The sequence below is a fragment of the Sinosporangium siamense genome, assembly GCF_016863435.1.
In the GTDB taxonomy this organism is placed as follows: domain Bacteria; phylum Actinomycetota; class Actinomycetes; order Streptosporangiales; family Streptosporangiaceae; genus Sinosporangium; species Sinosporangium siamense.
Genome location: NZ_BOOW01000043.1, coordinates 110285 through 128883, shown reverse-complemented (window position 1 = coordinate 128883; position 18599 = coordinate 110285). Strand labels below are relative to the sequence as shown.

General features: G+C 67.0%; 16 protein-coding genes. 15 read left to right on the top strand and 1 reads right to left on the bottom strand.

What is annotated here, in order from left to right; genetic code table 11:
- Positions 1 to 9 precede the first annotated feature (9 nt).
- From Ssi02_RS32145 to Ssi02_RS32135, 3 genes are all read left to right on the top strand, one after another.
- A complete protein-coding gene (locus Ssi02_RS32145; protein WP_204031327.1) occupies positions 10 to 240 on the top strand; it encodes an MbtH family protein in 231 nt (76 codons plus the stop codon).
- Positions 241 to 343: 103 nt separating this feature from the next.
- Positions 344 to 1498: a cytochrome P450 gene (locus tag Ssi02_RS32140; RefSeq protein WP_373870227.1), complete on the top strand. Its 1155-nt coding sequence runs from the start codon at positions 344 to 346 to the stop codon at positions 1496 to 1498.
- Positions 1499 to 1564: 66 nt separating this feature from the next.
- Positions 1565 to 2842 carry a cytochrome P450 gene (locus tag Ssi02_RS32135; RefSeq protein WP_239130178.1) on the top strand — a complete coding sequence of 426 codons (1278 nt, stop codon included), beginning with the start codon at positions 1565 to 1567 and terminating at the stop codon, positions 2840 to 2842.
- Here Ssi02_RS32135 and Ssi02_RS32130 read toward each other — a convergent pair.
- The gene (locus Ssi02_RS32130) at positions 2814 to 4064 is read right to left on the bottom strand and encodes an aminotransferase-like domain-containing protein (protein ID WP_204031325.1); all 1251 of its coding nucleotides are present in this window, start codon (positions 4062 to 4064) and stop codon (positions 2814 to 2816) included. The two genes, Ssi02_RS32135 and Ssi02_RS32130, sit on opposite strands and share 29 nt — an antisense overlap.
- 258 nt (positions 4065 to 4322) lie before the next feature.
- Here Ssi02_RS32130 and dpgA point away from each other — a divergent pair, with 258 nt between their 5' ends.
- From dpgA to Ssi02_RS32075, 12 genes are all read left to right on the top strand, one after another.
- Positions 4323 to 5429: a 3,5-dihydroxyphenylacetyl-CoA synthase DpgA gene (gene dpgA / locus Ssi02_RS32125; protein WP_204031324.1), complete on the top strand. Its 1107-nt coding sequence runs from the start codon at positions 4323 to 4325 to the stop codon at positions 5427 to 5429.
- 8 nt (positions 5430 to 5437) lie between these two features.
- Positions 5438 to 6106 carry an enoyl-CoA-hydratase DpgB gene (gene dpgB, locus Ssi02_RS32120; RefSeq protein ID WP_239130176.1) on the top strand — a complete coding sequence of 223 codons (669 nt, stop codon included), beginning with the start codon at positions 5438 to 5440 and terminating at the stop codon, positions 6104 to 6106.
- A complete protein-coding gene (gene dpgC, locus Ssi02_RS32115; RefSeq protein ID WP_239130175.1) occupies positions 6103 to 7389 on the top strand; it encodes a (3,5-dihydroxyphenyl)acetyl-CoA 1,2-dioxygenase DpgC in 1287 nt (428 codons plus the stop codon). Before dpgB ends, dpgC begins: the two co-directional genes overlap by 4 nt.
- Positions 7386 to 7511 carry a hypothetical protein gene (locus Ssi02_RS39470; RefSeq protein WP_275410769.1) on the top strand — a complete coding sequence of 42 codons (126 nt, stop codon included), beginning with the start codon at positions 7386 to 7388 and terminating at the stop codon, positions 7509 to 7511. The genes dpgC and Ssi02_RS39470 overlap by 4 nt, the downstream gene beginning before the upstream one ends.
- 91 nt (positions 7512 to 7602) lie before the next feature.
- Positions 7603 to 9087 carry a tryptophan 7-halogenase gene (locus Ssi02_RS32110; protein ID WP_204031322.1) on the top strand — a complete coding sequence of 495 codons (1485 nt, stop codon included), beginning with the start codon at positions 7603 to 7605 and terminating at the stop codon, positions 9085 to 9087.
- Positions 9084 to 10373, top strand: coding sequence for a cation:proton antiporter (locus Ssi02_RS32105; protein ID WP_204031321.1), 1290 nt, complete (start codon positions 9084 to 9086; stop codon positions 10371 to 10373). Before Ssi02_RS32110 ends, Ssi02_RS32105 begins: the two co-directional genes overlap by 4 nt.
- Positions 10374 to 10536: 163 nt before the next feature.
- Positions 10537 to 11619 (top strand): 4-hydroxyphenylpyruvate dioxygenase, encoded by a 1083-nt coding sequence (hppD, locus tag Ssi02_RS32100; protein WP_204031320.1) that lies wholly within the window; start codon positions 10537 to 10539, stop codon positions 11617 to 11619.
- On the top strand, positions 11616 to 12764 hold the full coding sequence (locus tag Ssi02_RS32095; protein WP_204031319.1) for an alpha-hydroxy acid oxidase: 1149 nt from the start codon (positions 11616 to 11618) through the stop codon (positions 12762 to 12764). Before hppD ends, Ssi02_RS32095 begins: the two co-directional genes overlap by 4 nt.
- A gap of 520 nt (positions 12765 to 13284) precedes the next feature.
- On the top strand, positions 13285 to 14415 hold the full coding sequence (locus Ssi02_RS32090; protein ID WP_204031318.1) for a ParB/RepB/Spo0J family partition protein: 1131 nt from the start codon (positions 13285 to 13287) through the stop codon (positions 14413 to 14415).
- A gap of 1527 nt (positions 14416 to 15942) precedes the next feature.
- Positions 15943 to 16137: a ferredoxin gene (locus Ssi02_RS32085; protein WP_204031317.1), complete on the top strand. Its 195-nt coding sequence runs from the start codon at positions 15943 to 15945 to the stop codon at positions 16135 to 16137.
- Positions 16138 to 16247: 110 nt separating this feature from the next.
- Positions 16248 to 16712 (top strand): sugar ABC transporter ATP-binding protein, encoded by a 465-nt coding sequence (locus Ssi02_RS32080; protein WP_204031316.1) that lies wholly within the window; start codon positions 16248 to 16250, stop codon positions 16710 to 16712.
- 57 nt (positions 16713 to 16769) lie between these two features.
- The gene (locus Ssi02_RS32075; protein ID WP_204031315.1) at positions 16770 to 17864 is read left to right on the top strand and encodes an IS630 family transposase; all 1095 of its coding nucleotides are present in this window, start codon (positions 16770 to 16772) and stop codon (positions 17862 to 17864) included.
- The last annotated feature ends 735 nt before the right edge of the window (positions 17865 to 18599 follow it).

The following is an 18599-nucleotide window of genomic DNA, read 5'->3' as shown; positions in this document are numbered from 1 at the left end:
GAGAACACCATGACCAACCCGTTCGATGACGAGGACGGCACCTTCTTCGTGCTGGTCAACGACGAGGGGCAGCACTCCCTGTGGCCGGCCTTCGCCGAGATCCCGCAGGGGTGGACGGCAGTGTACGGCGAGGCCGGCCGGCAGGAGTGCCTGGAGTACGTCGAGGAGCACTGGACCGACCTGCGGCCCAAGAGCCTCGTCGCACAGATGGACGGGCGTTCCTCGGACGCTCGGACGTGAGCCGGTAGCGGCGTGGCGCAGCACGGCGACATGCGGTCCAAGTGCGCGTCATCGCCGGTTGGACACCTTGAGAGTGGGGCGCCGCCCCGGAAAGCATGGATCCATGGTCGCGCCGGAGCACAGAGTCCTGCATCTGAGAGACCGACTTGATCTGTCAGCCGAGTTGACGCGGTTGCTCGAGAGGGGTCCGCTGGTCCGGATCCCTCTCGAGGACGGATCGGCGGTCCACTGGTTCGCCCTGGGATATGAAGCTGTGCGCGAGGTCCTGGGGTCGGACAAGTTCGACAAGCGTGTGATCGGAACGCATTTCAATCACCAGGAGATGGCCCTGCCGGGCAATCTCCTGCAGCTCGACCCGCCGGAGCACACGCGGCTCCGGCGGATGGTGGCGCCCGCCTACAGCGTCCGCCGGATGCAGGCGCTGGAGCCGCGGGTCCAGGCGATCGTCGACGACCATCTGGACGCGATGGCGAGTACGGGTCCGCCCGTCGAGTTCCTCAAGGACGTGGCGGGGCCCATCGCGGCCCGCGTCGCCTGCGAGTTCCTCGGCATCCCCCTCGACGACAGGAACGAGCTGATCCGGCTCACCGCACACCGGGGCGGCAAGCGGCGGCGTGTGCTCAACGGGCACGCCTATCTGGCCTACATGCGGGAGCTGGCCGCCAGGCTCCGTCGCGACCCAGGGGAGGGGATGCTGGGGGTGATGGCACGGGAACACGGCGCGGACATCTCCGACGAAGAGCTCGCCGGACTCTGCGCGGTCGTCATGAACTCCAGCGTCGAGCAGACCGAGAGCTGCCTGGCGGCGGGGACGCTGCTCCTCCTGGAACATCCCGAGCAGTTCGCCCTGCTGCGGGAACGGCCCGAGCTGGGCGAGCAGGCGGTCGAGGAGATCGTCAGGTATCTGTCCGTCTTCGAGGGGCTCGACCCGCGTACGGCCACAGAGGACGTCGAGATCGCCGGGCAGATGATCAAGAAGGGCGAGGCGGTGTTCTGCTCACTGCTGGCCGCCAACCGGGCGGACCCGGCCCAGGACGGGTTCGACATCACGCGTAAGGAATCCAGGCACGTGGCCTTCGGCCACGGCATTCATCACTGCCTCGGCGCGCCGCTGGCGCGAATGGAATTGCGGATCGCGTTCACGACGCTGGTGACGCGCTTTCCCTCCCTGCGGACGGCCGTGCCGGTGGAGGAGATCCGCTTCCGCCCGCCGAGCTCGAACGTCTTCACGTTGCTGGAACTGCCGCTGAGCTGGTGAACGGCGCTGTCCCCGATGAGCGACGCGCACGGAAAGTCGCCCGAGAACCTCTGCGAGGGAGCTGTGATGCAGGACTTGACGCCGGGCTTTGTGGTCGATGAGGCGACACAGGTGGTGACCCCGGAACCGGACTTCATCATCACCAGGAAGCACCTGGAACCGACGGACAGCTTGCGGGCGCTGCGGAAGAGGGGGCCCCTGCTGAAGATCAACGGCCATGCCCTCGGGTCGCTGGACGTGGACGGGACCGCGTACATCTGGCTGGCCACCGGATACGAAGTGGTGCGACGGATCCTCGGGGACCACGAGAACTTCAGCACCCGCCGCCGGCTGACCGCCGGCGAACCCATCGACGGCACAGGCGTGACCATGGTCAAGGAGCTCGTCGGGCACCTGATGAACCTCGACCCACCTGAGCACACGCGGCTCCGGCGGATGCTCACGCCGGAGTTCACGCTCCGCCGGATCCGCCGGCTCGAACCGGTGATCGGCGAGATCATCGAGGATCACCTGAACCTCATCGAGGATGCAGGACCGTCCGTCGACCTGCAAAGCATGTACGCCGAGCCGGTTGGCGGCGCAACGCTGTGCGAGCTGATCGGGGTGCCGCGCGACGACCGCGCCGAGTTCCTCCGCCGCTGCGGCCTGCACCTCGACATGAGCCGCGGCAGCAAGCGGCGCGCGGCCGACAGCATGGCGTTCAACGGCTATCTCGACCATCTGATCGGGCTTCAGCGGAAACAGCCCGACGAGGGCTTCATCGGCATGCTGGTGCGGGAGCACGGCGATGACGTCACCGACGACGAGCTGCGCGGCATGATCACTGTGGTGCTTCTCGCCGGCCTGGACAACATCTCGGGGATGCTCGGACTCGGGGTGCTGGCGCTGCTGGAGCACCCGGACCAGATCCCGGTCATTTTCGAGGATCGAACGGTCACGGACCGGGCGGTCGACGAGCTGACGCGCTACCTGTCGATCACATTCCAGCCGACGCCGCGGATGGCGCTGAACGACGTGGTCGTGGACGGTCAGACGATCAGGGCCGGCGAGATCGTCGTCTGCTCGCTGCCCATGGCCAACCGCGACGAGGCCCTCATCTCAGACCCTGACGTCCTTGACCTCAGGAGGCAGATCGCCGGGCACGTCGGCTTCGGGCACGGCGTGCACCACTGCCTGGGCTCGGCGATCTCCCGGGTGGTGCTGCGACTGGCCTACCAGGCGCTCTGGCGGCGCTTCCCGGACCTGCGGCTGGCCGTACCCGCGGAGGACATCGTGTTCCGAAAGGCGATCACCCACGGGGCGAAGCGGCTCCCGGTCACCTGGGGTCCGCCGGCCGCGAGCTGATGAGCGCGGCGAGCCGCGACACACCCTCCTCGATCAGCTCCGGGGTGAGCAGGCTGATCGACAGCCGCAGCTGATTGATTCCGCAGGCACCCGAGTCGAAGCCGCCGTAGAAGTGGTGCATCGGCGTGAACAGGACGCCGAAGTCCCTGGCTGCGTGTTCGAGCAGAGCGTCGTCGACGGCGAAAGGCACCGTGACGGTGATGAAGAACCCCCCGGTGGGGGAGTTCCAGGTGACCCCGGGGCAGGCGCCGAGCCGGCGGGTGAGCGCGTCGAGCGTGTGGCCGAGGTTGCGCCGGTAGACGGCGGCCTCCCTGGCGTTGGCCCGGGCGAGGCTGTTGTCGTGCATCAGCAGCTTCCCTCCGATCACCGCCTGGGCGATGGGGGAGGTGTTCACGGTGAGCATGCCCTTGAGTTTCGACAGTTCGTCGGCGAATCCGCCGGGATCGTCTCCACCAGGACTGCTCGGAGTCAGCGGCTGGTCCGCGACGACGTATCCGACGCGGGCACCGGGCATGCCGGACTTGGCGAAGGAACCGAGGTATACGACGCATTTGGTCTGATCCAGCGCCTTGAGTGCCGGGAGCCGTTCCTCGCCGAACAGTCCGTAGGCGTTGTCCTCCAGCAACAGCAGGCCGGTCGCCTCGGCGATCTCCAGCAGCCGGTGCCGGGTGGCCAGATCCAGGCTGACACCGGTGGGGTTGGCGAAGTTCGGCGTCAGATAACAGCCCCGGACCCGCAGCCCCCGCTCCCGGGCGACCTTCACCTGTTCGAGCAGGTGGCCGGTGTCTATGCCGTGCTCCGTCGACCGCACGGGCCACACCGGCATCTCGGTGAGCAGCGCCGCGCCCATGAGGCCGACGTAAGTGGGGGCGGATGCCAGCAGCACGTCACGGTCGCTCGCCCGCAGCGCTCGAAGCACCAGGAAGATCCCCTCCTGGAAACCCACAGTGACCACCACGGACGCCGGGTCGATGTGGATGTCCTCGTCCTCGGCGAGGTGGCGGGCGACGAGCTCGCCGATCACACCCTTGGTCGTGCCGTACTGGAAGAGGGTGCGGGTGACTCCGGCTTCGTCCATCCCCCGATCCCGGCGCAAATGGTCGCAGAAGGCGTCGAGGTATTCGTGGATCAGTTTGACGTCGAAGAATTCCTCGTACGGTCGCCCCGCGGCCATCGAAATGGCTCGGGGATACTTGTCGGCGATCTCGTTCAGCAAGTTCATCGAGGCGATCGCGGGGTCGGTGAGTGAATTGTGCAGCGTTTCCCTGTCCAATTTCGTGGAAAATGATTCTGCGGTCACGGGGTATGAGAATCAACTCTGGGCGTCCAGCTGTCAAGCCCCTCCTATTGACGATGGCCGGGCGGAATTCCATAAATGGAAATCACATCCGCTACTGATGCGAAGGGCGAGATCCATGGCCGCGTCACAGGTCAGGCAAGTGCTCAGAAGCAAGCTCAGGACATGGGGGTGGATGTACCGATGACGCCCGCAGCCCAGTGCTTCGCGTCCGCCGAGGTCACCGCACCCGCCGTGCCGACCGGGATCACCACGATCGCGGGAGTGGGCACCGCCACCACCGGCATCTCCTACACCCAGACCGAGCTCCTGGAGCTCCTCGCCATCGAAGACCCCAAGGTGCGGTCTCTCTTCCTGAACAGCGCCATCGAGCGACGGCATCTCACGCTCCCGCCGCCGGACGCCGCAGGAGGTCGCCGGCCGGAACCGCAGGGTGACCTTCTAAAAAAGCACAAGCGGGTCGCCGTCGAAATGGGCTGCCAGGCCTTGGAAGCCTGCCTGAAATCGGCGGGGGCGACCCTCGCCGACCTGCGCCACCTGTGCTGCGTCACCTCGACGGGATTCCTCACCCCCGGACTGTCCGCCCTGATCATCCGCGAACTCGGCATAGACCCCCACTGCAGCCGCGCCGACATTGTCGGCATGGGCTGTAACGCCGGCCTGAACGCGCTCGGGATGGCCTCGGGCTGGTCCGCCGCCCATCCCGGCGAGCTCGGCGTGGTGCTGTGCAGCGAGGCATGCTCCGCCGCCTACGCCCTCGACGGCACGATGCGAACCGCCGTGGTGAACAGCCTGTTCGGCGACGGGGCCGCAGCCCTCGCGATGGTCGCCGGCGACGCTCCCGTGAAGGGGCCCCGCGTTCTGAAGTTCGAAAGCCTCATCATCACCGACGCGGTCGATGCGATGCGCTATGACTGGGATTCCGCCGGGAGCCGGTTCAGCTTCTTCCTCGACCCGCAGATCCCCTACGTGGTGGGTGCGCACGCCGAGCTGATCGTCGACCGCCTGCTGTACGGCACGGGCCTGCGCCGCGGAGACATCGCCCATTGGCTGGTGCACTCCGGTGGCAAGAAGGTCATCGATGCGATCGTCATCAATCTCGGCCTGGCCAGACACGACGTACGGCACACCACCGGAGTGCTGCGGGACTACGGCAACCTGTCCAGCGGCTCCTTCCTGTTCTCTTACGAGCGGCTCGCCGAGGAAGGCGTGACTCGCCCAGGGGACTACGGGGTCATGATGACCATGGGGCCTGGCTCCACGATCGAAACGGCGTTGATCCAATGGTGAGCCCGGGGATGGGCGATGATCTGACGCTGCGTGTCGACGGCGGCCGTGCGCTGACAGCCGCCTCGATCCGGGAGCTGGATGCCCTGTGTGACCGCGCCGACGCCGCAGTTCAGCCGGACGGACGGGAGCCTGGCCTGGTCACGGTCCACGTCACGGGCGTCCCACCGGCCGGCTGGACGGAGGACCTGACGGTCGGACTGGTGACCAAATGGGAACGGGCGGTTCGCCGCTTCGAGCGTCTCGGCCGGCTCACCACGGCAGTGGTGTACGACGACTGCGCGGGCCCGGCCCTGGATGTTCTCCTCGCCGCCGACGTCCGGATCGCCACCCCAGAGGCCCGGCTGTTGCTCCCCACGGGGCACGACGCCACCTGGCCGGGCATGGCCGTGCACCGGCTCGCCCAGCAGGCAGGGGCCGCCGGCATCCGGCGGGCGGTCCTGCTCGGCACCCCGATCACGGCAAGCCGGGGACTCGCACTCGGGTTGCTCGACGAGGTGCGCGAGGACACCTCCGCGGCGCTCGCGGCGCTCGCGGAGACCAGCCGCGCCCTTGCCGCTCCGGAGATCGCGATTCGGCGGCGGCTGATCCTCGACGCCGTCTCGACCGGCTTCGAGGAAGCGCTCGGCGCGCACCTGGCCGCGGCGGACCGCTTCCTCAGAAGGGAGGCCGCGCCGTGACCGTTGACCTGGCGTTCCTGGCCGGTCTGGAGCAGGACGCCCGGCAGCTCGACGACCTGCTTGCCGCCATGCCGGTGCCAACCGTACGGACCGCGGCGCAGCGGGCGGCCGCCGCCGCGGCACTGGACGCCATCAGGGCGCGGCGCAGCCGGATCATGGCGGTGCACGCGGAGGCGATCTATGACCGTCTTACCGACGGCCGGACCCGGTACCTGCGCATCGACGAGCTCCTCGCCGCCGCCGCGGCCGGCTATCCCGGGCTGGTGCCCTTGGAGACACAGATGGCGGCGGAGTCCGCCCGGGAACAGGCGGACAAGGAGGGGTACGAGATCGACCAGGCGATCTTCCTGCGCGGCATCCTGTGCTCCCCGGTCGCGGCTCCGCATCTGCTGGACGCCATGCTCCGCCCCACCGTGCGCGCCCTGGACCTGCTGCCCGGATTCGCCGAGTCGGGGATCGCGGAGCTGGAATCGGTCCGAGTGGAGCGCCGCGACGGGGTGGCACACCTGACCCTGTGCCGGGACGACTGCCTGAACGCCGAGGACGAGCGCCAGGTCGACGATCTGGAGACGGCGGTCGACCTGGCTCTGCTCGACCCGTCCGTCCGGGTGGGACTGCTGCGCGGCGGGCCGATGAGCCATCCCCGATACGCCGGTCGGCGGGTGTTCTGCGCGGGCATCAACCTGAAGAAGTTGAGCTCGGGCGACATCCCGCTGGTGGCCTTCCTGCTGCGGCGGGAGCTGGGATACATCCATAAACTAATCCGCGGCGTGCTTGTCGGGGATTCGTGGCGCTCCCCCTATCTCGACAAGCCGTGGGTGGCGGCCGTCGACACCTTCGCCATCGGCGGCGGGGCACAGCTCCTGCTCGTCCTCGATCACGTGCTGGCGGCGTCGGACGCCTACCTCAGCCTTCCCGCGGCCAAAGAGGGCATCGTCCCGGGTGTCGCGAACCTTCGGCTCACCCGATTCACCGGGCCACGGCTGGCTCGGCAGATGATCCTCGGCGGCCGGCCGATCCATGCGGCCGAGCCCGAGGCCCGGTTGCTGGTGGACGAGGTCGTCGCGCCGGAGGAGATGGACGCGGCGATCGCGCGGGCCCTGGAACGGCTCGGCTCCGAGGCCGTACCCATCAACCGGCGCATGCTCAACCTCGCCGAGGAACGGCCCGCGGAGTTCGCTCGGTACATGGCCGAGTTCGCGCTGCAGCAGGCGCTGCGCGTGCACGACGCCGATGTGATCGGCAACGCCCGTGCCTTCGCGCGGAGGCGGGGAGCGGCATGAGCGTGGGCGCCGGCCGTCGATTCGAGCGGGTGCGGTACGAGAAGCGAGACCACAGCCCGGACAGCATCGAGGCCGTCCGCGCCTTCACCGAGAACCGCGACCCCGTCTGGACGGGGCGATGAGGGAGTGTCCACGCCGCCCCGCTGTTGCCTGAGGACGCGGCGATGCAGGGTTGGTGCAGTAGATCACCGAGGAGCAGCGAGGAGTGACGGAATGACTTTCGAAGAGTTCGACGTGGTGGTAGTGGGCGGCGGGCCGGCCGGCTCGACGCTGGCGGCTCTCACAGCCATGCGCGGACACAACGTGCTGGTGCTGGAGAAGGAGCATTTCCCTCGGTACCAGATCGGCGAGTCCCTGCTGCCCAGTACCGTGCACGGGATCTGCCGGCTCCTCGGGCTCACCGAGGAACTCGCGGAGGCCGGGTTTCCGGTGAAGCGCGGCGGCACCTTCCGGTGGGGAGCGAGGCCCGAGCCTTGGACGTTCTCCTTCTCCGTCTCTCCGCACATCTCCGGGCCGACGTCCTTCGCCTACCAGGTCGAGCGTTCCCGGTTCGATGAGCTCATGCTGAAGAACGCCCGGCGCAAGGGAGCCGAGGTCCGTGAGGGGTGCGCGGTGACCGCGTTGATCGAGGGGGAGGAGGGGCGGGCGGCTGGGGTCAGGTACACCGACGCCGACGGCGCTGAGCACGAGGTGCGGGCGCAGTTCGTGGTCGATGCCTCGGGGAACAGGAGCCGCCTCTACTCCAAGGTCGGCGGGGAGCGGAAGTACTCCGACTTCTTCCGCAGCCTGGCGCTGTTCGGCTACTTCGAGGGCGGAAAGCGGCTGCCCGCCCCGAACTCCGGCAACATCCTCAGCGTCGCCTTCGACTCCGGCTGGTTCTGGTACATCCCGCTCAGCCCCACGCTGACCAGTGTCGGCGCCGTGGTCCGGCGGGAGATGGCGGAGAAGATCCAGGGCGATCGGGAGAAGGCCCTGGCCGCTCTCATCGCCGAGTGCCCCCTGATCTCGGAGTATCTGGCCGACGCGACCCGGGTGACCTCCGGTCAGTACGGCGAACTGCGTATCCGCAAGGACTACTCCTACCACCAGACCTCCTTCTGGCGACCCGGAATGATCTTGATCGGGGACGCCGCCTGCTTCGTCGACCCGGTGTTCTCCTCCGGCGTACACCTGGCCACGTACAGCGGGCTGCTCGCCGCCCGCTCCATCAACAGCGTCCTCTCCGGCGATCTGGACGAGAAGGTCGCCCTGACGGAGTACGAGGCGCGGTACCGGCGTGAGTACGGGGTCTTCTACGAGTTCCTGGTCTCCTTCTATGAGATGCACCGGGACGAGGATTCGTACTTCTGGCAGGCGAAGAAGGTCACCCGCAACAACCACACCGAGATCGAATCGTTCGTCGACCTGGTGGGCGGCGTGTCATCCGGCGAGCAGGTCCTGACGAGCTCGACCACCGGTCGGCTGCGGTCGCGGTCGGCGGAGTTCGCGGCCGCCGTGGAGGAGGTCGCCGTGAGTGACGACGGCAACATGGTGCCGATGTTCAAGTCCACGGTGGTCAAGCAGGTGATGGCCGAAGGAGGGCAGGTCCAGATGAGGGCGATGCTCGGCGAGGACGCGGAGCCGGAGGTGCCGCTCTTCCCAGGGGGCCTGGTGGCGTCGCCGGACGGGCTGTCCTGGCTGCCGTACCGGCCCGCATGAACCAGCCCGCTCCCTTGATCGGGGCCGGCCCCCTCTTGCTCTTTCTCCTCCAGGTCGGCGCTCTGCTGCTGGTGGCGCTGCTGCTGGGCCGCGCGGCGGCGGCGCTGCGGATGCCGCCGGTGGTGGGCGAGCTCGCCGCCGGCCTGGTTCTCGGCCCGCTGGTATGGCTGTTCCCGCCGGACCCCGCGCAGTTCCACCTGGTTGACGCCGTCGCGCAGGTCGGGGTGCTGCTGCTGGTGGGCCTGACCGGCGCACACCTGGATCTGCGGCTGATCCGTCGGCAGGGCGCGACGATCGCGCGGCTGAGCGCCTTCGGGCTGGCCGTACCGCTGGCGATGGGTGTCGCGGCCGGGCTGATGCTGCCGGTCTCGATGCGAGGGCCCGCCGACCCGGCCGTGTTCGCGCTCTTCCTCGGGGTGGCCATGTGCGTCAGCGCGATCCCCGTGATCGCCAAAACGCTCCACGACATGAACCTTTTGCACCGCAACGTCGGGCAGCTGACCCTCGCGGCCGGAATGATCGATGACGCGTTCGGCTGGCTGATGCTGTCGGTGGTGTCGGGGATGGCCACCTTCGGAGTGCGCGCAGGGACCGTGGCAGGTTCCGTGGCGGCCCTGGCCGGGGTGCTGCTGGTCGCCGTCGTGGTCGGCCGGCCCCTGGTGCGCGCCACATTCCGGCTGACCGGTAGGTACAAGGACAACTCGCCCACGATCATCGGAACCGCGGTGATCGTGCTGCTGTCCGCTGCCGGGACGCACGCCCTCGGGATGGAGCCGGTCCTCGGCGCATTCGTCGCCGGCCTGCTGATCAGCGCCGCGGCGCCTGACCCGGCGAGGCTCGCGCCGCTGCGGACCGTGGTGCTGGGACTCTTGGCCCCGCTCTACTTCGCCACCGTCGGACTGCGCATGGACCTGGGCGCGCTGGCCCGGCCGGAGGTGCTCTGGGTCGCGGTGGTCATGGTGGCCGTCGCGTGCGCGGGAAAATTCCTCGGTGCTTTCCTCGGCTCCTGGACCAGCCGGATGAACCGGTGGGAGGGGCTGGCTCTGGGAGCGGGCATGAACGCCCGGGGCGTCATCCAGGTGATCGTGGCGACGGTCGGGCTGCGGCTGGGCGTGCTCACCGTGGAGATGTACACGATCATCATCCTCGTCGCCATGATCACCTCGGTGCTGGCGGCACCCGTCCTCCGCCTGGCGATGGCACGGGTCGAGCAGACGGCCGAGGAACAGGCCCGTCACGCGGCACAGGGCCGGCTCGCGTCGCCCGCGAAGGTTAGTGAAACCTGAAACAGCGCTCCTCAGTCTATGGCAGGGAATAGGCGGAGTGTATTAATGCCGCCCCGGCTGATTTCGCTCTCAGGTCCATTGGGTGTCAAAGGCAATGTCCTTGACGCATGCCGCAGAAAAAAGGAAATCTATAAGAAATGAATCGCTTCTAGGGAGGCCTGATATGGCTCCGGAATCTCCATTATCCGACCTTTCAATCGACTACCTTGAAATATATGTCGGCAACCTTGAGGTAGAGGCATTCACCTGGGTGGACAAGTACGGTTTCACCGTCGTCGGCACGGGCGGTTCGGCGGATCACCGCAGCGTCGCACTGCGGAACGGGCCGGTGCTCCTTGTCATCACCGAGGCGATCTCGGACCGGCATCCCGCCGCGGAATACGTACAGACCCACGGTGATGGCGTGGCCGACGTCGCCCTGCGCACCCGGGACGTCGGCGCCGCCTTCCACGCCGCCGTGGCGGCGGGCGCGACACCGGTGCGTGAGCCGGCCTGGCACGCGCCGTCGGAGGGGACCGGGGACGGCATCATCACAGCGACGATCGAGGGGTTCGGCGACGTCGTCCACACCCTGGTCCAGCGCGATCCAGGCGGCGAAACCGACTTGCCGGCCGGGTTCACCCGCTCACCGCGCTCACACGGTGCCGGAGCGGGCGAGGTCCCTCTGCTGGCAATAGACCACCTCGCCATCTGCCTTCCCGCCGGCGAGCTGGGCCGTACCGTGGAGCACTACGTCCGGACCCTCGGCTTCCGGGACATCTTCCAGGAGCGCATCGTGGTGGGGGCACAGGCGATGGAGTCCCAGGTCGTGCAGAGCGCGTCCGGAGGGGTGACGCTGACGCTGATCGAGCCCGACCCGAGCGCCCAGCCAGGCCAGATCGACGACTTCCTCAAGAGCCACCACGGTCATGGGGTGCAGCACGTGGCGTTCTCCAGCGACGACGCGGTCCGCGCGGTTCGCAGCCTGTCAGCGCGGGGGGTCGGCTTCCTCACCACCCCGGACACCTATTACGACCTGCTCGCGGAGCGGATCACGCCCAAGACGCACCCGATCAAGGACCTACGGGAGACCGGCCTGTTGATCGACGAGGATCACGGCGGCCAGCTGTTCCAGATCTTCACCCGTTCGGTGCACCCGCGCCGCACCCTGTTCTTCGAGATCATCGAGCGACGGGGTGCGGAGACGTTCGGCAGCGCCAACATCAAGGCGCTGTACGAGGCGGTGGAGCTGGAGCAGACCGGGTGATCCTGAGCTGCGTGGCCGACTACGAAAGTGCCGCCCGCATCGTCCTCCCCTCCGAGACCTGGGACTTCGTCGCGGGAGGGAGCGGTGCGGAGAGCACGATGCGGGCGAACCTCGCCGCGTTTGAGTCGATCTTCGTCGTCCCCAGAGCGCTGCGAGACGTGGCGGAGTGCTCTACCGCTTCCAGCCTGCTCGGCAGGCAGGTGTCGATGCCCCTGGCGGCCGCCCCGATCGCCTACCAGCGGCTGCTGCATCCCGAAGGGGAGCTCGCCGCGGCGCGTGCGGCGAAGACGGCGGGAATTCCGTTCGCCGTCAGCACGATGAGCAGTGTCGCGCTGGAAGAAGTCGCTGCCGTGGGGGGCACGACCTGGTTCCAGCTGTACCGGTTGCGTGACGAGCGGCGTTGCCTGGAACTCGTGGAGCGCGCCGAAGTCGCCGGGTGCCAAGCGATCATGGTCACGGTGGACGTGCCGTGGATGGGGCGGCGCCTGCGGGACGTGCGTAACCGGTTCGCCCTGCCGGAGTCGGTGACGGCGGCCAATCTCGGCGGAAGGAGTACGGCACACAGGCGACCGGCCGGCGATGCCCCTGCCGCCTCGGCGGTCGCCGTGCACACAGCACTCGAATTCGCCCCGGTCACCTGGGCGTGGGTGGACATGCTGCGCGGGCGCACCCGGCTGCCGCTGGTGCTCAAGGGAATCCTGGACCTGGAGGACGCGCGGCGCGCGGCGGATATGGGCGTCGACGGGATAGTGGTGTCCAACCACGGAGGGCGTCAGCTGGACGGTGCGATACCGAGCATCGACGTGCTGCCGGAGATCGCCGATGCGGTGGCAGGCTCCTGTGAGATTTTGCTCGACAGCGGAGTCCGCTGCGGTGAGGACATCGTCAAGGCAATCGCCCTGGGCGCGTCGGCGGTGCTTGTCGGCCGCCCGCTCATGTACGGCCTGGCCGTCGGCGGTGAGGACGGCGCCCGGGACGTGCTGGGGCTGCTGGCGGCCGAGTTCCGTGGGGCCCTGGGGCTCGCCGGTTGCGGTTCGCCGCGGGACGCGCGCTTACTACGGACTACGTTCGCGCGCAATCCCAGCCGCACGGAAATAGGGGTAGGCGCTGCCCGGATTAGGGGCGATTCGGCCATGCGTGATTAGGTCGACTTTCGCCGTCAAAGGCGGCGAAAGTGGGCCTTGATCAGGAACTACGGAGTCGCTGCCTGATTCTGTGCTGTCTGCGCTTCACTGACCGGCAGGAATGTATTCGGCGATCGCAGGTCCGTGTCTTGACGTCTGAGCGGAATGACATGGCCGATACCGCTATTTCGGCAGATCGGAGCGTTGCGACTCATCTAAGATCACAAAAGTTCGGATTAGGGGTGATTCGGCCACAGGGGGGCATTTACGTTTTTCGGATTGGGGGTGATTCGGCCACGGACGGGGCGTTTATGCTTTTGGATTAGGGGTGGTTCGGCGCAGAGGGGGCATTTACGTTTATTGTGGTGAATGTGCGTGGGGCGCCGATACCAGGAGGTGGCATGCGGGCAGCCGCAGACAGGACACATGCACAATTCGACGGGGACGCGACCGAAATTACTGGAGGTCGCAACGGGGTGCGGACAGAACAACACTTGACCGGCCACGATATGAGCGGGGCGCAACCGTGGATCCGACGAACATGAACATCAGTAACTTGCCCATCGTCGAGGTTGACCTAGAGCATTTGTCGGGTGCGCTCTCGCCGCGGATCGCCGGCGAGGATTCGGAGCACCTGGAGGCGATGCTGTCCGCCCAGGGGCAGATGCCACCCATCTTGGTGCACCTCCCATCGATGCGGGTCATCGACGGGCTGCACCGGCTGAGCGCGGCCCGCCTGCGGGGTCAGCGCACAATCGCCGCGCGGTTCTTCAGGGGCAGTGAGGCGGACGCGTTCGTCATGGCAGTTCGCATGAACATCGAACACGGCCTGCCTCTCACGATCGCCGATCGAAGACGCGCCGCCCGGCGCATCATCGGGAGCCATCCGGAGTGGTCCGATCGGATGGTCGCCTCGGTCGCGGGGGTGTCCGCCGGGACCGTCGCGGATCTGCGCGGGAGCCGGGTGGAAGGCGAGGTGCGTATTGGGCAGGACGGCCGGGTCCGGCCCCTGGACGGCACTGAGGAGCGCAGGCAGGCGGCTGAACTCATCCGCAGCGATCCCACCCTGTCGCTTCGGCAGATCGCCAGAAAGGTAGGACTCTCCCCGGAGACGGTCCGGGACGTCAGAGGTCGGCTTGAACGTGGGGAGAGCCCTATTCCGGCGGGCCGCAGGAGATCCCATATGCCGCCGGGCCGGCCACCCATCCAGGGCGGAGGCGATGCCGGGCAGAGGTTCCTGCCCGCCGCGGATCAGGACCGCCTGACCACCTTGAACCGGCTGAAGGCCGATCCCGCGCTCCGGCTCACAGAGACCGGGCGGAACCTGCTGCGACTGCTCACCCTGCATGCGATCCCCGGTCAGGACTGGGACCGCATCCTGATGAACGTCCCCCCGCATTGGGGTTCCAGTGTTACCGATTTGGCACGAGCACATGCTGCGATATGGACGGAATTCGCCGATCGGCTGGAGGGAAGACTGACGGGACTTGCCGCGGAGCGGGCGGCCGCGACGAAAGAAACCTGGACACGTGGACACGTAGCCGCTGCCAGCGAGATCGGCGTGGGTCGTGCCCGGCGGCAACGTGAGCACCGTGAGCCAAGATCGGCTCTCCCCGCACAGGCCGGAAGCCTCGGGGAGGACCGTGATGGTGGAGAGGTCCACACCGCGTGATCACCGTAGGCGCCGACTGGTCCCGAGCCGGGTTGTCGCCGGCACGCCACCGCAACCCCGAATTCGCCGAGCCGGGCCGTACAGCGGCGCGACCTCGCCCCTCAACAGGGCACGATGTCGTCCTCTTTGCAAAAATCGCGGCAGCGAGCCGGCCAAGATGCTCCCGCGTCCGCACCTGTAGTTCGCGATAGATCCGGATGAGATGCTGCTCGACCGTGCTCCGAGTGATGTAGAGCTCGCCGGCGCGTATGGCCACGCGACGCTCGGCCTCGCTCAGCAGTTCGGCCGGCCTTCTAAGATCGCTCTCCTGCGCGTCCTCGCTGGACCTTTCCTTGGCAGGCACAGTCTGATCGTTCACCGCGTCAGTGCGTCGTTCCATCGTCACACCATCGGCATGTTTCGCGCCCGTCGACCGCGTGATCCGTTCCGCACAGCCCCGGGCGGTCGCCGGCTTCTTCACGGAGACCGGGTGCAGCGTGCTGCTACAACCCTGCCTGACGGCCCGGCACTCCGCCGGCCAGCCTGCCGTCAGCAGGCAGGCAGCCACGTCGGTGACCGGGCGACCCGCGATCTGGAGGAGTCGCGCGGCAAGTCGATGTGTCTGCGCGCGGTGGCCGAACTCATGGAGGAGCACGGTCCGGCCGCTCCCCACGGGACCGCTGATCACCGCGCCGCCGCCCTGGCCCGGCAACGCGGACTCGAACACTTCGGCGAGTTCTCCCAGCTCGCGCTCTGGTCCCCCAAGCACCATCAATCTCTCCGCCCCTGTCGTTGTCGGACAACGAACGCCGCGGGGATGCCGATCAGTCTGGCCGGTCGCTCACGGCCGCCCACTCCGGACTACATCAGCACCGAGATCCGCACTACGTGCCAGTACATCTGCACACCGGTCACGGGAAGGTCACATCGTCTGTTACCGGCAGTTCGGCCGGATTTGTGAGCGTCACCATTCGGTCGTAAGCGTCCAGGGCAATATCTGCGACTCGGCGCCGATATCAGCCCAGGGGGACGGACAGGGTCATAAACCGGACGCCGGGACGGCAGCGCCTCGAACTGGACCCACAGCGGTTCGGCCAGCCATGATGGCGAACAGGCATGAAAGATCCTCATTGACGACTTGAGGCTCCGTGCCTGTGATACTCCCTGCTCCCGTGTTCACACCATCCGCGTGGGCTCTTAGCCTCCAAGGCAAACACGTACTGTCGCGAGATTGGAAGCAGCTGTAAGTGAATCCCTGCACACGTGAGCCCGGCTGGTTGGTCACCGGATACGACCTGGCCCGGCAGGCCCTCGGCGTGCCGTACCAAGACCGCTTCCAGGGGAACGTCGGCAAGTTCATGAACAGCGAGTTCCGCGACGCTGGGCAGATCACGGCCTACAGCGAGGTACCGGCCTACCTCGCCGTGGTGGCCGCCGAGCGCGCCCACCCCTGCCGGCGTACTCGGGCCCGACACCACCACGGACACCTTCGCGCTGCTGCGGAATCCGGAACAGCCGGCCGCGCTACGTGCCGACCTGGGAGAACCGATGAAGATCAAAGCCGACCGTGAGGTATGCATCGGCGCCGGCATGTGCGCGCTGACCCTCTCCGCCCTCTTCGACCAGGATGACGAGGAGGGCCTGGTCGTGGTGCTGGAGCCGGAACCGGCCGCCGAGCACCGCACGGCCGTGCGCCGCGCGATCCAGTCCTGCCCTTCCGGGGCGCTCAGCCTCACCGAGTAGCGCAGACCCCGAACCGGACGGTGATCAACACTCCCGCCATCGGTGGATCGCACGATCATCCCGCTGAGTACCGTCCCGGTCCAAGCACTGATCCCAAGCGATTCGCGAGCTTGACCATCCACTGGCGAGACCGGCTCGGCGAAATGCTCCACTTTCGCCGACTCGGCGAGCGCCTCGGCATCGACCTCGACCCGTGGCGGCTCGTCGGCGAGTTGAGTCCCGCCGTGCGGGTCTTCGTCGCGGTGATCCGGGCGCTCCGGGGGCTCGAGCACGGTGGCGGTGACGGCCGGCCGCTCATTCTCTTCGACGAGCCGACGGCGCTGCTGCCCGAGGCCGAGAGCGCCCGTCTGATCGAGATGATGCGCTGGCTCGCGGCGGGTGGTGCCGGCATCCTGTTCATCATCCACCGGCTCGCGGAGCTGATGGCGACATGCGACAAGGCGGCCGTGATCCGGGACGGCTCCGTTGTCTTCGAGAGGCCGACCTCGGAGGTCTCCCACGACGACTACATCGAGAAGTTCAAGGGCGTAGAGGGAGAGAAGCTAGTGCCCCGTCCAGGATCGTTGTTCGTGTAATTGATGTTGAGCCGGATACGAGCCACGTTTCTTTCGAGTGCTGTCTCGGAGGTGGCGATGGGCCGATTACCCGAAGTATTCGTCAGACCGGTCACGATGGCCGAAGGACGGCGGCTGCAGCAGATCGGCCGCACCGCCAAGGACCCCGTCAAGCTGCGGCGGGCCATCGTGGTGCTGATGTCGGCCCAGGGCCGCGGCGCACCCGACATCGCCCACCTGCTCGCCTGCTCACAGGAATACGTAAGGGGGGTGATCCACGACTTAAACGACCTGGGTTTCGCGGCCCTCAACCCAAAATGGAGCGGGGGCAGGCCCAGGACGATCGGTGAGGCGGTCCGCCGCCACATCCGACTGACCGCCCTGTGCCACCCCCGCGACCTGGGCCTTCCCTTCTCGGTCTGGAGTCTGGCCAAGCTCGCCGAATACCTGACCGCCACCGGCGTGGTGGCCTCGATCAGCCGTGAGAGCGTGCGCCGGGTCCTGCGCGAGGCGCACATCACCCGGCAGGCCTCCAAGACCTGGAAGGCGTCCACCGATCCGGAGTTCATCGGGCGCATGCGCCGGGTGCTGAAGCTGTACGACACCCCGCCGGCCGACGGCCGGGTGGTGTGCGTGGACGAGTTCGGGCCGCTGAACCTGCAGCCGCGGCCCGGACGGACCTGGCGGCCCACCGGCCGCCCGATCCGGCTGCGCGCGACGTACAACCGCCCGGCGAGGGTACGTCATATGCTCGCCGCACTTGATCTGAGCAGCGGAAAGCTGGTGTACCGCATCCGCGCGCGCAAACGGTGGCGCGAGTTCCTGTCCTTCCTGAAGGTGCTGCGTAGCCGGTGGCCGACGGGGAGGCTGTACCTGATCATGGACAACTTCTCTCCCCATCGGCATGCCGAGGTGCGGTCCTGGGCGGCCGGCAGCGGTGTGGAACTGGTGTTCACCCCGACGTACTCGTCCTGGTTGAACTGGATAGAGTCCGAGTTCGCCGCGCTGCGCTACTTCGCCCTCAACGGGACCGACCACCGCAGTCACACCGAGCAGGGTGAGGCGATAGCCGGCTATGTCCGCCGGCGCAACGCACGTGCCGTACCCAAGCGGGACTTCGCCCCCGGGTCGGTCATTCGGAGCTGGACCGGTTACAAGACCAACGTTGCATGACGCGGCACTAGCGTTAGCGCGGGCGCAGGGAGTCGACTATCGGATTATTTCCGAGAATCCGATTCCGCCGCCATTCACATCTTGGTTTGCCAAAAAGATATCGTGTGGCAGGTTATTCCGAGATCATAGCTGTGACTTAGTGGTTCCAGATCAATAAAATCCTGCGCCCCTTTCTTGGATGCTGGCGATGCATAAGGGAGGGGCGCATCGGCCACTATGAAGGAGGCCTCTCATGGGACTGTGTCTCTTCCCTGGCGATGGGGAATCGGATGGACCGGATGCGTGCTTCTCGTATGGTGAATTCGCTCTATTTCGCAGGCGGCTCGCCCTGGCAGAAGATTTTCACCTCGAAGAGATGCAAGGATTTGGTGGCGTTAGGCCGTGGAAGGATGTTCGCACTGCCCTTGAGCCACTCCTCAATCATCCAGATGATCACAGCCGATCGCTATCGCCGTTGGAGTGTGAAGCAATCGTGGCCCGACTTGAAAATATACTGTTGGAGTGGGTGTCAAGTGAATCATCGGACTTTGAACTGAAAGAACACATTAGAGATGCTCGCAAGGTCATCGCGGTAATGCATGTATGCATACAGAAGAATGTGGAGCTATGCCTCATGTAAAAATCATTCCTCGCCCTCCAGGTTTTCCTGCACTACGTGATCTCGTTTTGATCGGTGTATAGCTCGGAAACTTGGATTCGTGCCGTGAGCTGGAATTTTGCTGCGGGATCAGCGCC

Coding starts and splice junctions, on each gene's coding strand:
- Ssi02_RS32145 (WP_204031327.1), top strand. CDS start 10: ATGACCAACCCGTTCGATGACGAGGACGGCACCTTCTTCGTGCTGGTC.
- Ssi02_RS32140 (WP_373870227.1), top strand. CDS start 344: ATGGTCGCGCCGGAGCACAGAGTCCTGCATCTGAGAGACCGACTTGAT.
- Ssi02_RS32135 (WP_239130178.1), top strand. CDS start 1,565: ATGCAGGACTTGACGCCGGGCTTTGTGGTCGATGAGGCGACACAGGTG.
- Ssi02_RS32130 (WP_204031325.1), bottom strand. CDS start 4,064: ATGAACTTGCTGAACGAGATCGCCGACAAGTATCCCCGAGCCATTTCG.
- dpgA (WP_204031324.1), top strand. CDS start 4,323: ATGACGCCCGCAGCCCAGTGCTTCGCGTCCGCCGAGGTCACCGCACCC.
- dpgB (WP_239130176.1), top strand. CDS start 5,438: ATGGGCGATGATCTGACGCTGCGTGTCGACGGCGGCCGTGCGCTGACA.
- Ssi02_RS39470 (WP_275410769.1), top strand. CDS start 7,386: ATGAGCGTGGGCGCCGGCCGTCGATTCGAGCGGGTGCGGTACGAGAAG.
- Ssi02_RS32110 (WP_204031322.1), top strand. CDS start 7,603: ATGACTTTCGAAGAGTTCGACGTGGTGGTAGTGGGCGGCGGGCCGGCC.
- Ssi02_RS32105 (WP_204031321.1), top strand. CDS start 9,084: ATGAACCAGCCCGCTCCCTTGATCGGGGCCGGCCCCCTCTTGCTCTTT.
- hppD (WP_204031320.1), top strand. CDS start 10,537: ATGGCTCCGGAATCTCCATTATCCGACCTTTCAATCGACTACCTTGAA.
- Ssi02_RS32090 (WP_204031318.1), top strand. CDS start 13,285: ATGAACATCAGTAACTTGCCCATCGTCGAGGTTGACCTAGAGCATTTG.
- Ssi02_RS32085 (WP_204031317.1), top strand. CDS start 15,943: ATGAAGATCAAAGCCGACCGTGAGGTATGCATCGGCGCCGGCATGTGC.
- Ssi02_RS32075 (WP_204031315.1), top strand. CDS start 16,770: ATGGGCCGATTACCCGAAGTATTCGTCAGACCGGTCACGATGGCCGAA.